The organism is Paracidovorax sp. MALMAid1276, from assembly GCF_049198005.1.
Lineage (GTDB): Bacteria > Pseudomonadota > Gammaproteobacteria > Burkholderiales > Burkholderiaceae_C > Acidovorax.
In genome coordinates, this window is the sequence record NZ_JBMIRS010000220.1 from 1 (window position 1) to 17,016 (window position 17,016).

Consider the following 17,016-nt stretch of genomic DNA (forward strand, 5'->3'; position numbering starts at 1 on the left):
CCCAGGGTGGCCCCCTGGGCGCAGGCGGTAGTACCGCGCGAGACCGGTTTATCGTGCGTTGCAGCCGATGCTCCTTCTGCCGCGCAGACTCCTAACGGTGGCCACCAGAAGTTTCGATGCGAGGGCATGGCAGGGCCTTTCTTTCGTTACGAACGATCGGGTCAGGATTTGTCGAGCGCGCGGGCTTCGAACACCACAGGTTCTGCGGGCGCCTGTGCTGCCGCCTCGGCCAGCGCCTGCACCCGCGCGTGCAAGTTGTCGGCGTGGGCCTGCCACTGCGGCGCCAGCTGCCGGGCATGGGCCTGCCAGTCGGCGCAGCGCGCCAGGGCAAGCGGCCATTGCCCGGCCAGCAGGTGCTGGTGCAAGGCCAGGCTGGTGGTCACCAGCGCTGCATCGTCGCAGGGCGTGTACACGGCCAGCCCGCTGCTGCGGCCCGCCAGCACCACGGTGTCGAGCCACAGCAGTTGTGCGCGCTCTGGCGCATCGGGCGGCAGCGCGTCGCGCACGGCCTGCGACAGCAGCACGCCCGTGCCGAAGACCTTGTTGGCCCCCTCCAGCCGGGCGGCGGTGTTCACCGCGTCGCCCACGGCGGTATAGGTGAAGCGCTCGTGCGAGCCGAGGTGCCCCACGGCAGCCTCGCCGGTGTGCAGGCCGATGCGCAGCTGCACCTGCTCAAAGGGCGTGCCCTGCCACTGCGCGCGCAGCGCCTGCATCTCGGCCTGCATGGCCTGCGCGCAGGCCAGCGCGCGGGCGGCATGGGCGGGCTCGGGCAGGGGCGCATTCCAGAACGCCATCACGGCGTCGCCGATGAACTTGTCCAGCGTGCCGCCGTGCTGATGCACCGCACGCGTCATGCGCGAGAAGTAGGCGTTTAGCGCCTGGGCCACGGCCTCGGGCGGCAGGCGCTCGCTGGCAACGGTGAAGCCGGCCAGATCGGAAAACAGCAGCGTGAGTACGCGGCGCTCGCCCTGCAGCGCGGGTGCGGGTGCGTTGGGCGCGGCCAGCGCATCCACCACTGCCGGCGGCAGGTAGCGCGCGAAGTCGCTGCGCAGCTGCTCGCGGCGGCGGCGTTCGCGCAGGTAGCTGCCTGCGGCACCCAGGTTCAGGTGCAGCAGCAGGCCCGCCACCGTGGGCAGGGTGCTCCACCACATGCCCACCAGAAACGCCCACAGCCCGCCCAGCAGGGCCAGCATGGTCAGCGCCAGGCTCAGCACCACGGCACGCCCGCCCCGCCAGCGCCGCGTGAGCACGGCCACCAGCCCGACAGCGGCGGCGGCCTGCAGCGGCGGGCCTGCAGGGTGGGCGGGCACCACCCAGTCACCCGTGAGGCCGTTGATGAGCGCCGTGGCATGCACAAACACGCCGGACTGCGTGCCGCCGCCCAGCACGCGCAGCGGCGTGGCGAACTGGTCCACCCCCGCCACCGGCGTGTTTTGCCCGAGCAGCAGCACGCGCCCCTGCAGCGCGCCGGGCGGCAGCGTGCCTGCGGGGTCGAGCGCCTGGGTGTAGTGCGCATAGGGCAGCGGTACTTCGGGCGCGTAGTAGCGCAGCAGCGCGCCCGGCGGGGGCGGCACCACTGCGCGCCCGGCCGCCTGCGCCAGCACGCGCCACAGTGCGTCGTCCTGCCGGGGCGCGCGGCGCAGCACGCCGTCATCGTCCACCGCCATCGCCACGCTGCCCTGCCGGGCGTTAGGAAACACGCTCGGCACGGCCTGCAGATAGTGGCCCACCTGCGAGCTTTGCACCACCACGTCAGCGCGCGCCAGCACCACCGGCATGCGCCCTTGCAGCGCACGGGCCAGGGCGGCGTCGTCGGCCTGCGTTTGGGGGGATGCAAACAGCATGTCGATGCCCAGCGCCGCCGCACCGGCAGCGTCCGCCGCGTCAATCAACTGGGCATGCAGGCGCCGGGGCACGGGCGGCGCCGTATTCAGCGCGGCCAGGCTGGGCTCGTCCAGCCCCACCACCAGCACCCGGGCATCCGGCCGAACGGGTGCCGTGAAGCTGCTGAGCAGGTCGTATTCCAGCCGCAGGAGTGGCGTCCACACGGGCAGCGAATGCGCCACCGCCAGCAGCACCAGCGTGGCCAGCGCGCGCAGCGCTGCCTCCCGCCAGGCATTTGTGTCCTTCAGTGCTGCGCCTTGCACTCCCTGGGCCTCCTTGGATGCATGCCACAAGCCAGCGTGCCGACCGTGAAGAAGGCGCGGTGATGCAGGGGCTTGAACATGGTTGCGTGTAACGCACTGTATCGCCGCAGCCCGCCCCTGCCCAGCGGGGCCGCCCTGACAGCGCTCTGCCCGCGGATTCGCGAACCCGGCGGTGCGCTGGAGACCTATCTGGTGCATGCCGTCGTCATGCACCAGCGCCCGCGGGGTGCGTAAACTGGACCACCACCATTCCAGCGCAGGAGCATTTCATGAACCGTTTGATGACACCGCTTGCCACGCTTGGCACCCTGGCACTGCTCGCCGCTTGCAACGCCACATCGCCGCACCATCCCTCGGGCGCCATGGCATCGGGGCGCGACCGGACATTCAGCGTGCCCGTGTACGGCCCCGACACCTACCAGGCCCGCGCGGCCGCCACGCGCGAATGCCAGAAGCTCGCCCTCTTCCCCAAGCTGCTGCGCCAGGACGCCTCGCGCATGGTGTTCGAATGCGTCAGCGAATCGCAGGACCACCAGCCGTAGGCATGGAAATTCGACGAACCACCGCGCTCGCCGCCGCAGCAGGCCTGGCCGCGTCCGCATGGGCCGCCATCGCGCACGCGGCCCCGCCGGCCACCTGGACCAACAGCCTCGGCATGGTTTTCGTGCGCGTGCCTGCAGGCTCATTCCAGATGGGCGGCTTGGAGCCAGCGGACGTTCTGGCGCGGGCGTATCCGCAGCTGGAACCCCGGCGGTTTGCCGAACTTGCGGACGAGGCCCCAGCCCACCGAGTGCGCATTCGCCGGGCGTTCTATCTGGGCCAGCACGAAGTGACCGTTGGGCAGTTCCGCCGGTTTCTTGAGGCTTCGGGCCATGTGCCGGAATCCGAGGCCGATGGCACGGGCGCCTATGGCTACAACCCGGACTACGACCCCGCCACCACCGTGCGCGGCGACGCCTTCGAGGGCCGCAACCCCCGGTATTCGTGGCGCAACCCCGGCTTTGCGCAGGACGACAACCACCCTGTCGTCAACGTGACCTGGAACGACGCCCAGGCCATGGCCCGCTGGCTCAGCCGCACCGACGGGCATGTATACCGCCTGCCCACCGAGGCCGAGTGGGAATACGCCTGCCGCGCGGGCACCCGCACCCGCTACCCGCATGGCGACGACCCCGAGGGGTTGGTGCGTGTGGCCAACACCTTCGACCGGGACGCCGCGCAACACTGGCCGCGCTGGCGGCAGCACGCGCTGGCGGGCAGCGACGGCTACGCCTTCACAGCGCCCGTGGGCCGCTTTGCGCCCAATGCCTGGGGCCTGCATGACATGCTGGGCAACGCCTGGGAATGGGTGGCTGACTGGCATGGCGACGACTACTACGCCCGCTCGCCCCGCCAGGACCCGCAAGGCCCGCCCGAGGGCAGCGTCCGCGTGCGCCGAGGCGGCTCCTGGCACACCTGGTCGTTCTACGCGCGCTGCGGCTACCGCAACTGGAACAGTCCGCAGACCCGCTACACGCTGGTGGGCATGCGGCTGCTGCGCGAGATACCCGCCACGCAGGCACCCCCCAAACAGGCAGGCCCATCCGCTGGCGCGGTGAAACGCTGAGCGCGCTGCAGCACCCCACAGCCATCCCGGGGCCCACGAACAAAAGCCCTGCAATTCGCAAAAATTGCAGGGCCCGTTCAAACTTGGCGGAGAGGGTGGGATTCGAACCCACGGTAGTGTTGCCACTACGCCTGATTTCGAGTCAGGTACATTCGACCACTCTGCCACCTCTCCTGTGTGTCGAAGCCTTCGATTATAGCCAGATTTTCCGGCGCTCCGCAATCGGCGCGCGGTCTCTGATCAAGCTGGAACGAGCCCACAACAGGCTCATCCGGGGTGAGGGGTAGCCTGATGGGTACACCCGATCAAGGCTTGCCCGCAGTAAGGTATGCAGCGAGGAATCCAAGAGCACCTGCTAAAGGTCATCCTCGGCACGCCAGCCGTCTCAACTACGCCTGGACGCTGGAACCCTACGAACTGGCCTGAACAGATGGCGGGTAGCTCTACCCGCTGCTGCCCCCTCCATACTCCCCATCGCCGGGGAGTCTCCGTGTCTCGCGTCGCAAGAAAACTCGCCCCCTGCCTAGTCCCTCAAGGCAGCATGGCTGCTCCGGACACCCCCTCTCCGCCTCTGAAAAAAGCTATTGAAAATCAATGACATAGGAGTCATTGATATGAAATTGATAGCAACCAACTCAATAAATTTGGGGAGAGGAGAGCATCGCCTTGATCCATGCGGGTTCCGGGACGATGAAATCGAAATTTCCCGCAAGCCCTCCAAATTCTCCAGAGTGGCGGTCAAGGAGGAAATTCCATTGCCCGCCCCCAACCCGCCTGCGCCCCTGCAGGTCGTCTATCTCCACCAGCGCGACGCCGGGGTGATCGCCCGCTACCGCGCCTGGACTGAATGGCTCTCCGAGGGCCGAACTCGCGCCGTCGAAAGTGAGCTGATCGCCATGGATGGGGGTGACCCCGCCCAGGCCCTCTCTCATGCCTCGGTGTGCGAGTGGCAGGTACTGATCTATGAGCCCCCTGGCTATCCCTGTCCTGCATCAGCGGAGGTGCAGCCATGATGCCCCGCGAACCTCGCAAGGAACTGGGCGCGGCCCAGGTCGCAGCCCTCTGGCGCCGTGGCACCAACCATGTCGGCGGCGTGCGTGGCCTGATCCTCAATGTCACGATGTACGGCTCGCGTAGCTGGGTGCTGCGCTATCAGGTGGCAGGCAAGCGGCGTGACCTGGGCCTGGGCTCGTATCCGTCCGTCACGTTGGCGGATGCACGGGAGGCGGCTCGCGCTGCCCGTGCCAAGTTGGCGCAGGGCATCGACCCTATCGAAGACGCACGCAGAGCGCGTGCCCGTCTGGTCGCGGAAATCCATACCAGCATGACCTTCGGTGAAGCGGCCAAGCGCTATATCGCCTCACATGAGAAGGGCTGGAAGAACGCCAAGCACGCACAGCAGTGGCAGCGGTCGCTGGACATGTACGCCACCCCTGTGCTGGGCAAGATGCCTGTGCGGGATATCTCGCTGGCGATGGTGCTCAAGGTGCTGGAGCCGATCTGGTCCAGTAAGACGGAAACGGCCACCCGCCTGCGTGGTCGCATCGAATCGGTCATCGACTGGGCGATTGCGCGGGGCTACCGCACGGACTCCAATCCTGCGCGCTGAAAAGGACTGCTGGACAAGCTGTTGCCTGCGCCGGGCAAGGTGACGAAGACGACGCATTTTCAGGCGCTGCCCTATGCGCAGTTGCCAGTATTCATGGAGCAACTAGTGGGTCAGGATGGGATGGGGGCCAAGGCCCTGCTATTCCTGATCCTGACGGCAGCCCGCTCCGGAGAAGTTCGCGGTGCCACCTGGGAGGAAATCGATCTGGCTGGGCGGGTGTGGACGATCCCCGCTGAACGTATGAAGGCCAGTAAGGCCCATCGGGTCCCCCTGTCGGATGCAGCCATTGCACTGCTGCAAGAAATGAAAGCGCTCGCTCTCGCAGCGGGACGCACCACGGGCAAGGCCTATGTATTCCCAAGCCCCAACAGCCGCGACCCCGAACTGGGCAGCCCGCTCTCGGACATGACGCTCACGGCGGTACTCCGTCGCCTGAAGCTGGAGGCAGTCCCCCATGGATTCCGCTCCACGTTCCGCGACTGGTGCGCCGAGCAAACCGACTACCCCAACGAGGTCGCAGAAATGGCGCTGGCCCACACGGTCGGCAACAAGGTGGAGGCCGCGTATCGGCGTGGCGACCTCCTCGCCAAACGGCAGCAGCTCATGCAGGACTGGGCGGACTACGCACTCGGTCGCTGCGCAGGAAATATGACCGACGGTCATAGCTCTGACCCATTCCCATCAACACGGGTCAACACACCCGATCAGCACAACAACACAGAGGGAGCAACGCAATGAAGAACTATCTCGCCACCAAATGGAAATCTCTCCAGGCGTGATCATCGACCACATGGAGACAGGGCCACATAGGCAAGGCCAAGGTAGTGCTGGCGTGGTATGGGCTGGCTGTCGTGGTGATGGCGCCCATCGCACCACTTATACCGGATGTAAAACTGGAACTGCGCCCTGCTATGACGGAGCCTGCCCTACTGTGCCATCAACAGCAGTCACTCGATGACATCGTCGGCGCCAAGGACGTGACAAACCAAGCCCTGCAGGAGAAATTCCGCCATCAACCAGAAGTCCTAGGACGGATCATGACCAGCGACAGCTACATGCAACGCGACAACTGGGCCGCCTATCAAGAAAGAATGCGCAAGATCGCACGCGGGCAATGCCGTGAGGTGACGCATGGTGATCCTGTGACGGCGGGCTCGATGGAATGGCAATCATCGAAGGATGCTGAACCCCTCAAGCCCAAACGCATGCAAGTCAGCTACCAGGGGCAGAAATATTGGGCGTATGCGGGGCAATGGCAGAAGGTCACGGGCGACACCGTGGCAAAACAGGATCACGCACCACTCATGATCTCTCGCAAATCATCTGACGGGGACAATCGCTCCGCGCCACCTGTGGTGGGTGAGTCCCAGGCGCAGTCCTCATCCCATCGCCGCCCTGTCCCACCATTCGCTCGCGATGAGTCCTACGCCCAGGTGCGGGTGGTGCTCATGCGTGATGGCTGGCAGCCGGTGATCTCCAAAGATGCCGATCAATGCATGGAGGGTGACACCCGATGCGATGGCCGTCCGGAAATGCAGACCTGTAGCGGATCAGGGCTGGCTATGTGTAGATTCCGCTGGCAACGTGATGGGCAACAACTGACCATCTGCACCGCTGGCGAGGAGCAGGCCATGTTCCACAGCATCTGCGAATGAGGACATCATGACCACCAGCAACATAGCAAGAAGCTACCTCCTCGTGCCGCTCTGCATGATCGCCACGGCCTGGATGGGTGAGGCCATGGCGGGCACCTCCGAGTGCTACGCGATCAAGGATGCGGACAAGCGGGCGTACTGTCTGGCGCAGGTCAAGCGGGATCCTGGAAATTGTTACCGCATCAAGGATGGTGACAACCGCAACCAGTGTCTGGCGGAAATCAAAGGATCGCGGGATCGATGCTACGCGATAAAGAATGCAGACACACGAAAACAGTGCAGGGCCAGCATACGATAGACGTCCCCCTCACTCAACTGGAGAGCAAATGAGCAAGTTCACCTTCAATCGTGGGACCTGGGAAGACGGCAAGGTGGTCGCACGCTGGTGGAAGATCCTGGCGTTTTTGGGTGCAATGGCTATCGCGCCGGTCCACGCTGCCTGCCTTTTCGAAGGCGTAGTGGGAGGCTACAACCAGTTTCGCTGTTCGGGCAACTCCTCAGGGACCACGGTGGTCGGCGGGGTTGGAAATGATCGATTCATCTTCGACGCTGGCGCCACCGGCGTTTCCGTCCAACTGTTTGCAGGCGGTGGCGCCGACATCATCGACTTCACAGGTTACGGTGCCGCCATCACCATCGACCTGAGCAACGTCGGCGGCTCGCAACTGGTCGCACCCGGCCTGCAGCTGGTTCTTTCTGACTTCAACACCCCCGGCCAAAGCTACACGGTGCTGGGCCCCGCCGTGGGGAGCACGCTGACAGGCGGTGCGGGCAACGACACCCTGACCGGGGGCGCAGGCGTCGACACGCTGAACGGCGGCGGTGGCGACGACACGCTGAACGGCGGCGGTGGCGACGACACCCTGGATGGCGGCCCGGGCGCCGACACCTTGGATGGAGGGCCCGGAAACGATACCCGGGTGAACGCTGGCGCCGGGTGCACCGGTGATGTGCTCCTCAGCATTGAAGTGGACCTGTGCGCAGCAGCAGTCGTTGCCCCCGCTCCGATCCCGACGCTGGGAGAATGGAGCCTGATCGCGCTGGCCTCGCTGGTGGCGATGTTCGGCTTTGGGCGTATTCAGCGCCAGTACTGATTAGGGCGTGTCATCAATCAATCCTGATAGGCAGCGGGATTGTCCCTCTCATCGGGCTACGGTGGTGGCAGCTATGCGTACAGGGGATCAGCGGGGTATGGAGGTGGCTCCTCCTCTGCAGGAACCGACGTGACAGTGCGTGGGTACACAAGAGCCAATGGCACCTACGTACAAGGACACACGAGGAGTGGGCCAGGGCGTGGACGAGGTAAATGACTGTGCGCAGGGAGCCAGACGATAAGTAAATCGCTGGGTAGAAATGCAAAACGGGCCACTCGGGCCCGTCTGATATTAATACTTGCAGTGGAGGGTGGGATTCGAACCCACGGTAGTGTTGCCACTACGCCTGATTTCGAGTCAGGTACATTCGACCACTCTGCCACCTCTCCTGTGTGTCGAAGCCTGCGATTATAGCAAGGTTTTTGGTGCTCTCTGCCGCCATGCGCCCTGTCAGCGCGCCGACTGCACGATCTCCAGGCTGATGTCATCGGCCCAGAGCGTGCCCTGCTCTTCCAGCATCACGCCCACCCGCAACCGCTCAGCGTTCTCGGGGATCGCCAGCTCGATGGTGTATGCCTTCCAGGGCTGAGTGCCGCGCACGCGCGCGTCGTTCATGTGATTCCAGGTCTGAATGCCCCCATCAGGGCTCACGGTCTGCATCACCAGTCCGGCGCCCACGCCGTCCGCGCCCTCAGTGCGCAGATGGGCCGACAGGCGGGCGCGCTGCCCGCGCCAGCAGGGTTGGATCGCGAGGGTTTGGTCAAGCACACCGAAGTCTTCGACTTTGATCTGGCGGATGCGCGCACTGCCTGGGGCACTACGGGGCTGCACGGCATCCACCGTGAATTCGTAGTGCCCGCTGACACGGTGCTCCTTGGCCACCCAGTGTTGGGGACGGCCGGCGGACACAGCGTCAAAAGACGGATTCTGCAGGGCGACGGGCGCGGGCTTGCCCGGCATCGGGCAGTCGACGGCTGCCTGGGCGAAGATCTCTGGCGAAAAAGCTGCGCACAGCACGGCCGCACCGCCCAACGTTGTCCACTTGCTCTTCATCGCATCACTCCAAGCCGGCCAGGAACTGCGCGCCGCCCAGATAGGGGCGCAGAACGGCCGGAACCTCGACGGTTCCGTCCGCCCGCTGGTAGTTTTCCAGCACGGCCACCAGCGTGCGGCCCACGGCCAGGCCTGAACCGTTCAGCGTGTGCAGCAGCTCGTTCTTGCCCTGGGCATTTTTGAAGCGGGCCTGCAGGCGGCGCGCCTGGAAGGCTTCGCAGTTGCTCACCGAGCTGATCTCGCGGTAGGTGTTCTGGGCGGGCAGCCACACTTCCAGGTCGTAGGTCTTGGCGGCACCAAAGCCCATGTCGCCGGTGCACAAGCTCATCACGCGGTAGGGCAGGCCCAGCTTCTGAAGTACGGCTTCGGCGTGGCGGGTCATTTCTTCCAGCGCGTCGTAGCTCTTGTCGGGGTGCACGATCTGCACCATCTCGACCTTGTCGAACTGGTGCTGGCGGATCATGCCGCGCGTGTCGCGGCCGTAGCTGCCGGCCTCGGAGCGGAAGCACGGCGTGTGGGCCGTGAGCTTGATGGGCAGCTCCGCCTCGGCCACCACCACGTCGCGCACAAAGTTGGTCAGCGGCACTTCGCTGGTGGGGATGAGGTACAGCGCCGCGTTGTCGGGCACGGGCTCGCCGTCCTGGCCGCCCTTCTTGGCGGCGAACAGGTCGCCTTCGAACTTGGGCAGCTGCCCCGTGCCCTTGAGAGAGTCGGCGTTGACCGCATAGGGCACGTAGCACTCGGTGTAGCCGTGCTCCTCTGTCTGCACGTCGAGCATGAACTGGGCGAGGGCGCGGTGCAGGCGGGCGATGGGGCCCTTCATGACGGTAAAGCGCGAGCCCGAGAGCTTGACGCCCATGTCGAAATCGAGGCCCAGCGGCGTGCCCACGTCCACGTGGTCCTTCACCTCGAAGTCGAACGTGGCGGGGGTGCCCCAGCGGCGCACTTCCACGTTGCCGTTTTCGTCGCTGCCCACGGGCACGGATTCATGCGGCAGGTTGGGCACGGCCACCAGCATGGCCTGCAGCTCGGATTGGATCTGCTCCAGGCGGGCGGCGGATTGTTCCAGCTCCACCTTGCCCGCGGCCACCTGGGCCTTGACGGCTTCGGCGCCGTCCTTGTCGCCCCGGCTCATCAGCATGCCGACCTGCTTGGACAACTGGTTGCGCTGGGCTTGCAGCTCTTCGGTGCGGGTCTGCAGCGTCTTGCGCTCGGACTCCAGGGCCTGGAAAGCGGAGACGTCCAGGAAGGCCTGGGGCTTTTTGCGGGTTTCCAGCCGCGCGATGGCGGTGTCGAGGTCTTTGCGAAGGAGGAGGATGTCAAGCATGGGCTGGATTTTAAAGGGGCGGTCGACCTGGGCTCAGGCCAGGTTTGCCGGGTCAAAATTGGCGCCGCAGAGGATGAGGGCCACGGTTTCCTGCGGCTGGGGCCTGTAGACCCCGGTCTGCAGCGCCGCCAGACCCAAGGCTGCGGCGGGTTCGACGGCGAGCTTCATCTCCTTCCATAGCCAGCGCTGGGCGGCGCGGATGGCGTCGTCGGGCAGCAGCAAGGCGTCGTGCACGTGGCGCTGGCTCACCTCCCAGCCGAGGGCGCCGATGCGGCGGGCGCCCAGAGAATCTGCGGCAATGCCGCCCACCTCCACATCCACCGGCTGGCCCGCAGCGCGGGCTGCGTGCAGGGTGGGGGCGCGCTCGGGTTCCAGCGCCACCACGTGGGCGCGGCTTTCTACCCACGCAGCCACGCCGCCGATCAGGCCGCCGCCGCCCACGCTGACGAGCAGCGTGTCGGGCAGGCGGCCGCCTTGCTCATCGATCTCGGCGGCCAGGGTGCCGGCGCCGGCCACCACCTCGGGCTGGTCGTAGGCATGGGCCTGCAGCGCGCCGGTGGCCTTCTGGCGCTCGACACAGGCTACGAAGGCCTGGGAATACGCAGCGCCGGTCACCACCACCTCAGCCCCCAGCGCGCGCAGCCGCGCGCGCTTGGCCTCGGGCGAGACCTCGGGCACAAACACCTCGCAGCGCACGCCCAGCGCCTGGGCCGCAGCCGCCACGGCAATGCCGGCATTGCCGCCGGAGGCGATGATCACGCCGCTGTCGGGCACCGGGTTGGCCAGCAGGCGGTAGAGCATGCCCCGCGCCTTGAAGCTGCCGCCCACCTGCAGGTGCTCCAGCTTGAGCCAGACCTCCGCACAGCCCACCCCCAGCGCCGCGCCCGGCACGCGCATCAGCGGCGTGGTGCGCAAAAAGTGGGGCTGGCGGTCTTGGATATGGCGGCGGGCGGCGGCAATGGCGGCGCGGTCGATCATGCGGGGCTCCGGTGGCGGCAAAAAAACAAGGGGCAGTGTAGGGCCCGGCGCAACATGCAGTCACACGCCCGCCCTGCAGGTCGGCGCCTGCGTGCCGATAACATGGACAGCACGCACGGCCCGCCGGGCGGCATCTGCAGGAGCAACGCATGTTTTTTGTCTTCGGCCCTTCGGGCCAGATGTACCGGGGCGGCCCCGAAAACCTGGCCCGCATCTCGGCGGTGCGCCATGTGCAGCGGCCCCAGGCGCTGCGCACCCGCTCGCTCGACGTGGCGGGCGTGCCGCCTCCGCCCTTCCCCGGGCCGCGCGGCCCCGAGGCAGGCGACGACGACGCCGCCACCACCCGCAGTGCGCCGCCCGCCGTGGTGAACCTGCGCCTGCAGGACGCGGTGAGCGCCTATGCGCAGACCGAGCACGGCCCGCAGGCCGCGCGCCAGCCGCTGACCAAGGTGAGCGATGTGATGACCCAGGTGGCCGTGAGCGTGCAGCCCGGTGCGCGCGTGAACGACGCCTGGCAGACCCTGGCCGAGCACAAGGTGGCGCAAGCCCCGGTGGTGGACGACCTGGGCCGCGTGATCGGGCTGCTGCTGCGCGCCGACATGGCGCCGCTGGACCTGCTGCCCGAGCCCGGCGCCGTCAAGCAGGCCATCGACCTGGCCCGGCGCCCGGTGTCCGAAGTGATGGTGAGCCCCGTGCCCGCCGTGGCCGCCGACACCGAGCTGCGCCGCGTGGCCGCCGTGCTGCTGAGCCTGGGCCTGCCCGGCCTGCCCGTGACGGACGAGGCCGGCGTGCTGTCGGGCTTCATCTCGCGCACCGACATCCTGCGCGCCGTGGCGGCCGACCCGCCGCTGGACCTGTGGAGTGGTCCGCCAGCTGCGCTGTAAAAAAATATGGATGAAAACAGGCTTCAGCGCTTATTCACAAAGCGCTTGAAGCTATCAAAACATGAGCAAACCCTGCTCGGCGCTCAACGCCCGGCGGGCCCGGTCTCTGGCGTACGCTGGGTAATTTCCAGCCCCGTGGCCGCGTCGATCTTCAAGCCCTTGGGCAGGGGGAACTTGATGGTTTCCTCGATGCCGTCCATCTTGCGCACCGACACGGCGCCCAGCGCCTTGATGCGGTCGATGACGGCGCGCACCAGCACCTCGGGGGCCGAGGCGCCGGCCGTCAGGCCCACGCGGGTGACGCCGTCAAACCACTCGGTGCGCAGCTCTTCGGCCGAATCGACCATGTGGGCCTGCGTGCCCAGCCGGGCGGCCAGCTCGCGCAGGCGGTTGCTGTTGGAGCTGGTGGGGCTGCCCACCACGATGACCAGGTCCACCTGCGGGGCAAGCAGCTTCACGGCGTCCTGGCGGTTCTGGGTGGCGTAGCAGATGTCCTGCTGCTTGGGTTCGCGCACCTGCGGAAAGCGCGCGCGCACGGCGGCGCTGATCTCGGCCGCGTCATCCACGCTCAGCGTGGTCTGCGTGACCACCGCCAGCTTGGCGGTCTGCGCGGGCTGCACGCGGGCCACGTCTTCCACATCCTCCACCAGATGGATGCCGTGGTCCAGCTGGCCCATCGTGCCCTCGACCTCGGGGTGGCCCTTGTGGCCGATCATGATGAATTCGTAGCCTTCCTTGGCAAGCTTGGCCACCTCGACATGCACCTTGGTCACCAGCGGGCAGGTGGCGTCAAAAATGCTGAAGCCGCGCGCCTCGGCCTCTTGCTGCACCGCCTTGCTCACGCCATGGGCGCTGAACACCAGCGTGGCGCCGGGCGGCACGTCGGCCAGCTCTTCGATGAAGATCGCGCCCTTGGCCTTGAGATCGTTGACCACGTAGGTGTTGTGCACGATCTCATGGCGCACATAAATGGGTGCGCCAAACTTCTGGATGGCGCGCTCCACGATCTCGATGGCGCGGTCCACCCCCGCGCAAAAGCCGCGCGGCTCGGCCAGCAGAACCTCCTGGGGGCCCTGCATCACAGCACCCCGATGAGTTCGACCTCGAACGTCACCGGCTGGCCCGCCAGCGGGTGGTTGAAGTCGAACAGCACGGCGCCGTCTTCGCGCACCTGCAGCACCGCGCCCGCATAGCTGCCCAGCCCGTCGGGCGTGGGGAACTGCACCACGTCGCCCGGGCTGTATTTCTCGTGCGGGTCGCCCAGCTCGTTCATCAGCTTGCGGGCCACCCACTGCTGCATGTCGGGATTGCGCTCACCAAAGGCCTCGCCCGCAGGCAGCTCGAACGTGGTGCGCGTGCCCTCGGCCAGGCCCAACAGGCGCTGCTCCATGGCAGGCGACAGCTCGCCCGTGCCCAGGGACAGGGTGGCCGGCTTGTCGCTGAAGGTGTTGATCACATCGCCTGCGGGGCCCGCCAGGCGGTAGTGCAAGGTGAGGAAGGAGCCCGGCTGAACGGTGGGCGAAGCGGCTGCGGTAGAGGTCATGGGAGTCTCGATAAACTCCCGCGATTGTAGAAAACCGGGCAAAGCCCTGCCCCCGCCTCCGCTGCCGGCGCACCACTTCCCTCCCTTTTCCATGGCCATCAAAGACCTGCCCGCCGACGCCCAGCCCCGTGAAAAACTGCTGGCCCGCGGCCCCGCCGCGCTGGCCGATGCCGAGCTGCTGGCCATCCTGCTGCGCACCGGCATCGTGGGCAAGGGTGTGCTGCAGATGGCGCAGGAGCTGCTTGCGCCGCCCGCGCTGGACACCGCCAGCGGCAAAGTGAGTGGTGGCTTCGGCGGCATTGCCGGCCTGCTGCACGCCAGCGCCGCCGACCTCACCCGCATCAAGGGCCTGGGCCCCGCCAAACGCGCCGAGCTGGTGGCCGTGCTGGAGCTGGCCCGCCGCGCCCTGGCCCAGCAGTTGCGCGAGCGCGAGGTGTTCGACTCGCCCGAGGCCGTCAAGCACTACCTGCAGCTGCACCTGTCGGCCAAGGGGCACGAGGTGTTTGCCGTGCTGTTTCTGGACGCGCAAAACCGCCTGGTCGCCATGGAAGAGCTGTTTCGCGGCACCCTCACGCAGACCAGCGTCTACCCCCGCGAGGTGGTGCTGCGCGCGCTGCACCACCAGGCCGCCGCCGTGGTGCTGGCGCACAACCACCCGAGCGGCAGCGTGCAGCCCAGCCGCGCCGACGAAGCCCTGACGCAGACCCTGAAAACCACGCTGGCACTGGTGGACGTGCGCGTGCTGGACCACGTGATCGTGGCGCCGGGGCAGGCGCTGTCCATGGCCGAGAAAGGCCTGGTCTAGGTGCATCTGCCCCTTCCACCGCTTCAGCCCATGCGCCTGCCCACACTCTCCCGGTATCACCTTCCTTTTGCCGCCGCGCTGCTCGCGTGCGCAGCACTGCTGCCCGCCTGCACCGCGCCAGCCGCCCAGCCTGCGCTCCCGGCCGCACCCCCCGCCTGTTCCGCCCCGCCCTGCCTGCGCCTGATCGGGCACGCCACGCTGGAACACCGTTGGCTGTACGGCGGCACCACCGTGGGCGGCTTGTCGGGCATCGACTACGACCCGGGCAGCGGCCAGTACCTGCTGCTGTCGGACGACCGCTCGGCGCTGGACCCCGCGCGCTACTACACCGCGCGCATCCGCTATACGGCCCACGCGCTGGCCACGCCGGAATTCACGGGCGTGTTCAGCCTGCGCCATGCCGTCGGCCAGCCTTATGCGCCTGCCCGGCGGGCGGTGGAGGGCGTGGACGTGCCCGACCCCGAGGCCGTGCGGTGGCTGCCGGGCGGCACCACCTTCCTCTGGACCAGCGAGGGCGACTTTGCCCGGGGCTTCGGCCCCGCGCTGCGCGCCACGCGGGCGGCCGATGGGGCGCTGCTGCGCGACTACGCCCTGCCCGATGCCTTTGCGCCCCGCCCGGCAGCCCGCACCGGCCCGCGCGACAACGCCACGCTGGAGGGCCTGGCCCTGTCGCCGGACGGGCGCACCGCCTGGCTGGCCATGGAAGGCCCCTGGCTGCAGGACGGCCCGCGCGCCACGCCCGCCAGCGGCGGCGCGCCGTTGCGCATCACCGCCATCGACGTGGACAGCGGCCGCGCCCTGCGCCAGATCGCCTACCCGCCCGACCCCGTGCCGCACAAAAGCCCCATGCCCGGCGGTTACACCACCAACGGCGTGAGCGAGATCTTGGCCGATGGCGACGAGCACCTGCTGGTGCTGGAGCGCGCCTACACCCTGGGCGTGGGCAATTCGGTGCGGCTGTACCGCATCGCGCTGGACAGCGGCAGCGACACCCTGGGCCTGGCAGCGCTGACCCCCGGCAACCACACGCCCGCCGCCAAGACGCTGGTGGCCGATTTCACCCAGCTGGGCCTGCCGCACGTGGACAACATCGAGGGCATGACCTGGGGGCCGCGCCTGCCGGCGGCGGACGGCGGCGGGCGCGTGCTGGTGTTGGTGAGCGACGACAACTTCAACCCCGCGCAGACCACGCAGTTCATTGCGGTGGAATACCGGGTCCGCTGAGTTGGGCAAACCCGCAATCCGGCGGCCCGCCCGCCGGGTTGCGGTACAACCGTCCCTCCCATGACCGCGTTCCAGGCCCGATCGCTGCAAGACCTGCAAGCCCTGCGCAAGGCGCTGGCCGACCGTGCCGCGCGCGAGGCGAAGCTGCAGCAGGAGCGCGCCGAGGCCGAGCGCCGCGCCCGCGCCGAGCAGAACCTGTTCCAGACCACGGTGGGCCCGGTGCAGGCCCTGAAGAAGGGCCAGCACGACCGCCGCTGGCACACGCCCGAGCCGCCTGAGCCCCTGCCCGTGCAGCACTGGCTGGACGAAGAGCGCGTGCTGCGCGAATCCATCAGCGACGAATTTGATGTGTCCACCCTGCTGGACGTGGACGACCAGCTCAGCTATCGCCGCCCCGGCATCGGCCGCGACGTGACGCACAAGCTGCGCGCGGGGCACTGGAGCATCCAGCGCCAGCTGGACCTGCACGGCCTGCGCATCGACGAAGCCCGCGAGGCGCTGGGCAACTTCATCCGCCTGGCGCACCGCACGGGCCTGCGCTGCGTGCGCGTGGTGCACGGCAAGGGCCTGGGCTCACCGGGCAAGACGCCCGTGCTCAAGGGCCGGGTGCAGCGCTGGCTGGTGCAGAAGAAGGAGGTGCTGGCCTTTGTGCAGGCCCGCCCGGCCGACGGCGGCGCGGGCGCGCTGGTGGTGCTGCTGCAGCCGGGGCGCCGGCGGGTGGGGGGTGGCTGAAAAGAAAATATCAGCCAAATTGCCCCTCAGCGCTTATCCATCAAGCGCTGACAGCTATAAAAAGAGAAGCATCCTCTAAACATCCCGCTTGCCGCGCGGACCCGTTCAGGCCATGCGGTGCACGTCCCCGTTGTGGGGCGATGCGCTTTCGTGGAACAGGTCTTCCAGAAACTGCGCCAGCTCGTCCTCGGCCACGAAATCGGGGATGACAAAACCCGCAGGCGTGCGCTTGCCATCGGCACCCACGCGGTAAGCCTGCCACAGCGCGCCCTCGCGCCGCACCTCGACGATGCGGCCGAAGACGTTGAAACGGGGGTGCGCGGCAGAGGGTGGCGTGGGGTCCATGGGGTCCATCGGGC

The 17,016-nt window shown here is 67.5% G+C and carries 19 protein-coding genes and 2 tRNA genes; 12 read left to right on the forward strand and 9 right to left on the reverse strand.

From position 1 onward, the window contains the following. Positions 1 to 161: 161 nt before the first annotated feature. The gene (locus tag ACOQFS_RS18080; protein WP_421564217.1) at positions 162 to 2,147 is read right to left on the reverse strand and encodes a CHASE2 domain-containing protein; all 1,986 of its coding nucleotides are present in this window, start codon (positions 2,145 to 2,147) and stop codon (positions 162 to 164) included. A 269-nt stretch (positions 2,148 to 2,416) separates the two neighbouring features. Here ACOQFS_RS18080 and ACOQFS_RS18085 point away from each other — a divergent pair, with 269 nt between their 5' ends. Together ACOQFS_RS18085 and ACOQFS_RS18090 are read left to right on the forward strand one after the other, a co-directional pair. Next, complete coding sequence (locus ACOQFS_RS18085) at positions 2,417 to 2,689, forward strand: hypothetical protein (RefSeq protein WP_421564218.1); 273 nt, start codon at positions 2,417 to 2,419, stop codon at positions 2,687 to 2,689. Between the two features lie 2 nt (positions 2,690 to 2,691). Further along, positions 2,692 to 3,753 (forward strand): formylglycine-generating enzyme family protein, encoded by a 1,062-nt coding sequence (locus ACOQFS_RS18090; RefSeq protein ID WP_421564219.1) that lies wholly within the window; start codon positions 2,692 to 2,694, stop codon positions 3,751 to 3,753. Between the two features lie 84 nt (positions 3,754 to 3,837). On the opposite strand, the gene ACOQFS_RS18095 is transcribed toward ACOQFS_RS18090, so the two are convergent. Further along, positions 3,838 to 3,927: transfer RNA gene (locus ACOQFS_RS18095), tRNA-Ser, on the reverse strand. Between the two features lie 440 nt (positions 3,928 to 4,367). Here ACOQFS_RS18095 and ACOQFS_RS18100 point away from each other — a divergent pair. The 6 genes from ACOQFS_RS18100 (at position 4,368) to ACOQFS_RS18125 (ending at position 8,111) form a co-directional block, all read left to right on the forward strand. Next, positions 4,368 to 4,766 carry a hypothetical protein gene (locus tag ACOQFS_RS18100; RefSeq protein ID WP_421564220.1) on the forward strand — a complete coding sequence of 133 codons (399 nt, stop codon included), beginning with the start codon at positions 4,368 to 4,370 and terminating at the stop codon, positions 4,764 to 4,766. Further along, complete coding sequence (locus ACOQFS_RS18105; protein WP_421564221.1) at positions 4,763 to 5,362, forward strand: tyrosine-type recombinase/integrase; 600 nt, start codon at positions 4,763 to 4,765, stop codon at positions 5,360 to 5,362. Before ACOQFS_RS18100 ends, ACOQFS_RS18105 begins: the two co-directional genes overlap by 4 nt. 21 nt (positions 5,363 to 5,383) lie before the next feature. Then, positions 5,384 to 6,100, forward strand: a complete 717-nt coding sequence (locus tag ACOQFS_RS18110) for a tyrosine-type recombinase/integrase (protein ID WP_421564222.1) — start codon at positions 5,384 to 5,386, stop codon at positions 6,098 to 6,100. A 173-nt stretch (positions 6,101 to 6,273) separates the two neighbouring features. Continuing rightward, positions 6,274 to 7,017, forward strand: coding sequence for a hypothetical protein (locus ACOQFS_RS18115; protein WP_421564223.1), 744 nt, complete (start codon positions 6,274 to 6,276; stop codon positions 7,015 to 7,017). A 7-nt stretch (positions 7,018 to 7,024) separates the two neighbouring features. After that, positions 7,025 to 7,315 carry a hypothetical protein gene (locus tag ACOQFS_RS18120; protein ID WP_421564224.1) on the forward strand — a complete coding sequence of 97 codons (291 nt, stop codon included), beginning with the start codon at positions 7,025 to 7,027 and terminating at the stop codon, positions 7,313 to 7,315. A 28-nt stretch (positions 7,316 to 7,343) separates the two neighbouring features. Continuing rightward, positions 7,344 to 8,111 (forward strand): IPTL-CTERM sorting domain-containing protein, encoded by a 768-nt coding sequence (locus tag ACOQFS_RS18125; RefSeq protein ID WP_421564225.1) that lies wholly within the window; start codon positions 7,344 to 7,346, stop codon positions 8,109 to 8,111. Positions 8,112 to 8,415: 304 nt separating this feature from the next. Here ACOQFS_RS18125 and ACOQFS_RS18130 read toward each other — a convergent pair. The 4 genes from ACOQFS_RS18130 to ACOQFS_RS18145 all read right to left on the reverse strand — a co-directional run bounded on the left by ACOQFS_RS18130 (position 8,416) and on the right by ACOQFS_RS18145 (position 11,469). Further along, a tRNA-Ser gene (locus tag ACOQFS_RS18130) sits at positions 8,416 to 8,500 on the reverse strand. Between the two features lie 61 nt (positions 8,501 to 8,561). Then, positions 8,562 to 9,164 carry a hypothetical protein gene (locus tag ACOQFS_RS18135; protein ID WP_421564226.1) on the reverse strand — a complete coding sequence of 201 codons (603 nt, stop codon included), beginning with the start codon at positions 9,162 to 9,164 and terminating at the stop codon, positions 8,562 to 8,564. A gap of 4 nt (positions 9,165 to 9,168) precedes the next feature. Next, entirely contained in the window at positions 9,169 to 10,491 is a 1,323-nt protein-coding gene (serS, locus tag ACOQFS_RS18140) for a serine--tRNA ligase (protein WP_421564227.1), read from the reverse strand. 33 nt (positions 10,492 to 10,524) lie between these two features. Further along, positions 10,525 to 11,469 carry a threonine/serine dehydratase gene (locus ACOQFS_RS18145; RefSeq protein WP_421564228.1) on the reverse strand — a complete coding sequence of 315 codons (945 nt, stop codon included), beginning with the start codon at positions 11,467 to 11,469 and terminating at the stop codon, positions 10,525 to 10,527. 149 nt (positions 11,470 to 11,618) lie between these two features. Here ACOQFS_RS18145 and ACOQFS_RS18150 point away from each other — a divergent pair, with 149 nt between their 5' ends. Continuing rightward, positions 11,619 to 12,353 (forward strand): HPP family protein, encoded by a 735-nt coding sequence (locus ACOQFS_RS18150; protein WP_421564229.1) that lies wholly within the window; start codon positions 11,619 to 11,621, stop codon positions 12,351 to 12,353. A gap of 83 nt (positions 12,354 to 12,436) precedes the next feature. On the opposite strand, the gene ispH is transcribed toward ACOQFS_RS18150, so the two are convergent. Both ispH and ACOQFS_RS18160 read right to left on the reverse strand, forming a co-directional pair. Further along, the gene (gene ispH, locus ACOQFS_RS18155; RefSeq protein ID WP_421564230.1) at positions 12,437 to 13,432 is read right to left on the reverse strand and encodes a 4-hydroxy-3-methylbut-2-enyl diphosphate reductase; all 996 of its coding nucleotides are present in this window, start codon (positions 13,430 to 13,432) and stop codon (positions 12,437 to 12,439) included. Continuing rightward, positions 13,432 to 13,896 (reverse strand): FKBP-type peptidyl-prolyl cis-trans isomerase, encoded by a 465-nt coding sequence (locus tag ACOQFS_RS18160; RefSeq protein WP_421564231.1) that lies wholly within the window; start codon positions 13,894 to 13,896, stop codon positions 13,432 to 13,434. Before ACOQFS_RS18160 ends, ispH begins: the two co-directional genes overlap by 1 nt. 91 nt (positions 13,897 to 13,987) lie before the next feature. On the opposite strand from ACOQFS_RS18160, the gene radC reads away from it, so the two are divergent. Genes radC through ACOQFS_RS18175 form a run of 3 tightly spaced genes read left to right on the forward strand, consistent with a single transcriptional unit; the run spans position 13,988 to position 16,657 of the window. Next, positions 13,988 to 14,701 carry a RadC family protein gene (gene radC, locus ACOQFS_RS18165; protein WP_421564232.1) on the forward strand — a complete coding sequence of 238 codons (714 nt, stop codon included), beginning with the start codon at positions 13,988 to 13,990 and terminating at the stop codon, positions 14,699 to 14,701. 30 nt (positions 14,702 to 14,731) lie between these two features. Then, positions 14,732 to 15,925, forward strand: a complete 1,194-nt coding sequence (locus tag ACOQFS_RS18170) for an esterase-like activity of phytase family protein (RefSeq protein WP_421564233.1) — start codon at positions 14,732 to 14,734, stop codon at positions 15,923 to 15,925. 60 nt (positions 15,926 to 15,985) lie between these two features. Beyond that, positions 15,986 to 16,657 (forward strand): Smr/MutS family protein, encoded by a 672-nt coding sequence (locus ACOQFS_RS18175; protein ID WP_421564234.1) that lies wholly within the window; start codon positions 15,986 to 15,988, stop codon positions 16,655 to 16,657. A 105-nt stretch (positions 16,658 to 16,762) separates the two neighbouring features. Here the strand turns inward: ACOQFS_RS18175 and ACOQFS_RS18180 are convergent, their stop codons facing one another. Then, complete coding sequence (locus ACOQFS_RS18180; RefSeq protein WP_421564235.1) at positions 16,763 to 17,011, reverse strand: DUF7661 family protein; 249 nt, start codon at positions 17,009 to 17,011, stop codon at positions 16,763 to 16,765. Between the last annotated feature and the right edge of the window lie 5 nt (positions 17,012 to 17,016).

Excerpts from the sequence above, each read along its gene's own strand:
- ACOQFS_RS18125 (WP_421564225.1), top strand. The coding sequence starts at position 7,344 with ATGAGCAAGTTCACCTTCAATCGTGGGACCTGGGAAGACGGCAAGGTG.
- ACOQFS_RS18150 (WP_421564229.1), top strand. The coding sequence starts at position 11,619 with ATGTTTTTTGTCTTCGGCCCTTCGGGCCAGATGTACCGGGGCGGCCCC.
- ACOQFS_RS18100 (WP_421564220.1), top strand. The coding sequence starts at position 4,368 with ATGAAATTGATAGCAACCAACTCAATAAATTTGGGGAGAGGAGAGCAT.
- ACOQFS_RS18145 (WP_421564228.1), bottom strand. The coding sequence starts at position 11,469 with ATGATCGACCGCGCCGCCATTGCCGCCGCCCGCCGCCATATCCAAGAC.
- ACOQFS_RS18170 (WP_421564233.1), top strand. The coding sequence starts at position 14,732 with ATGCGCCTGCCCACACTCTCCCGGTATCACCTTCCTTTTGCCGCCGCG.
- ACOQFS_RS18085 (WP_421564218.1), top strand. The coding sequence starts at position 2,417 with ATGAACCGTTTGATGACACCGCTTGCCACGCTTGGCACCCTGGCACTG.
- ACOQFS_RS18090 (WP_421564219.1), top strand. The coding sequence starts at position 2,692 with ATGGAAATTCGACGAACCACCGCGCTCGCCGCCGCAGCAGGCCTGGCC.
- ACOQFS_RS18115 (WP_421564223.1), top strand. The coding sequence starts at position 6,274 with ATGACGGAGCCTGCCCTACTGTGCCATCAACAGCAGTCACTCGATGAC.
- ACOQFS_RS18135 (WP_421564226.1), bottom strand. The coding sequence starts at position 9,164 with ATGAAGAGCAAGTGGACAACGTTGGGCGGTGCGGCCGTGCTGTGCGCA.
- serS (WP_421564227.1), bottom strand. The coding sequence starts at position 10,491 with ATGCTTGACATCCTCCTCCTTCGCAAAGACCTCGACACCGCCATCGCG.
- ACOQFS_RS18160 (WP_421564231.1), bottom strand. The coding sequence starts at position 13,896 with ATGACCTCTACCGCAGCCGCTTCGCCCACCGTTCAGCCGGGCTCCTTC.
- ACOQFS_RS18175 (WP_421564234.1), top strand. The coding sequence starts at position 15,986 with ATGACCGCGTTCCAGGCCCGATCGCTGCAAGACCTGCAAGCCCTGCGC.
- ACOQFS_RS18120 (WP_421564224.1), top strand. The coding sequence starts at position 7,025 with ATGACCACCAGCAACATAGCAAGAAGCTACCTCCTCGTGCCGCTCTGC.
- radC (WP_421564232.1), top strand. The coding sequence starts at position 13,988 with ATGGCCATCAAAGACCTGCCCGCCGACGCCCAGCCCCGTGAAAAACTG.
- ispH (WP_421564230.1), bottom strand. The coding sequence starts at position 13,432 with ATGCAGGGCCCCCAGGAGGTTCTGCTGGCCGAGCCGCGCGGCTTTTGC.
- ACOQFS_RS18180 (WP_421564235.1), bottom strand. The coding sequence starts at position 17,011 with ATGGACCCCATGGACCCCACGCCACCCTCTGCCGCGCACCCCCGTTTC.
- ACOQFS_RS18105 (WP_421564221.1), top strand. The coding sequence starts at position 4,763 with ATGATGCCCCGCGAACCTCGCAAGGAACTGGGCGCGGCCCAGGTCGCA.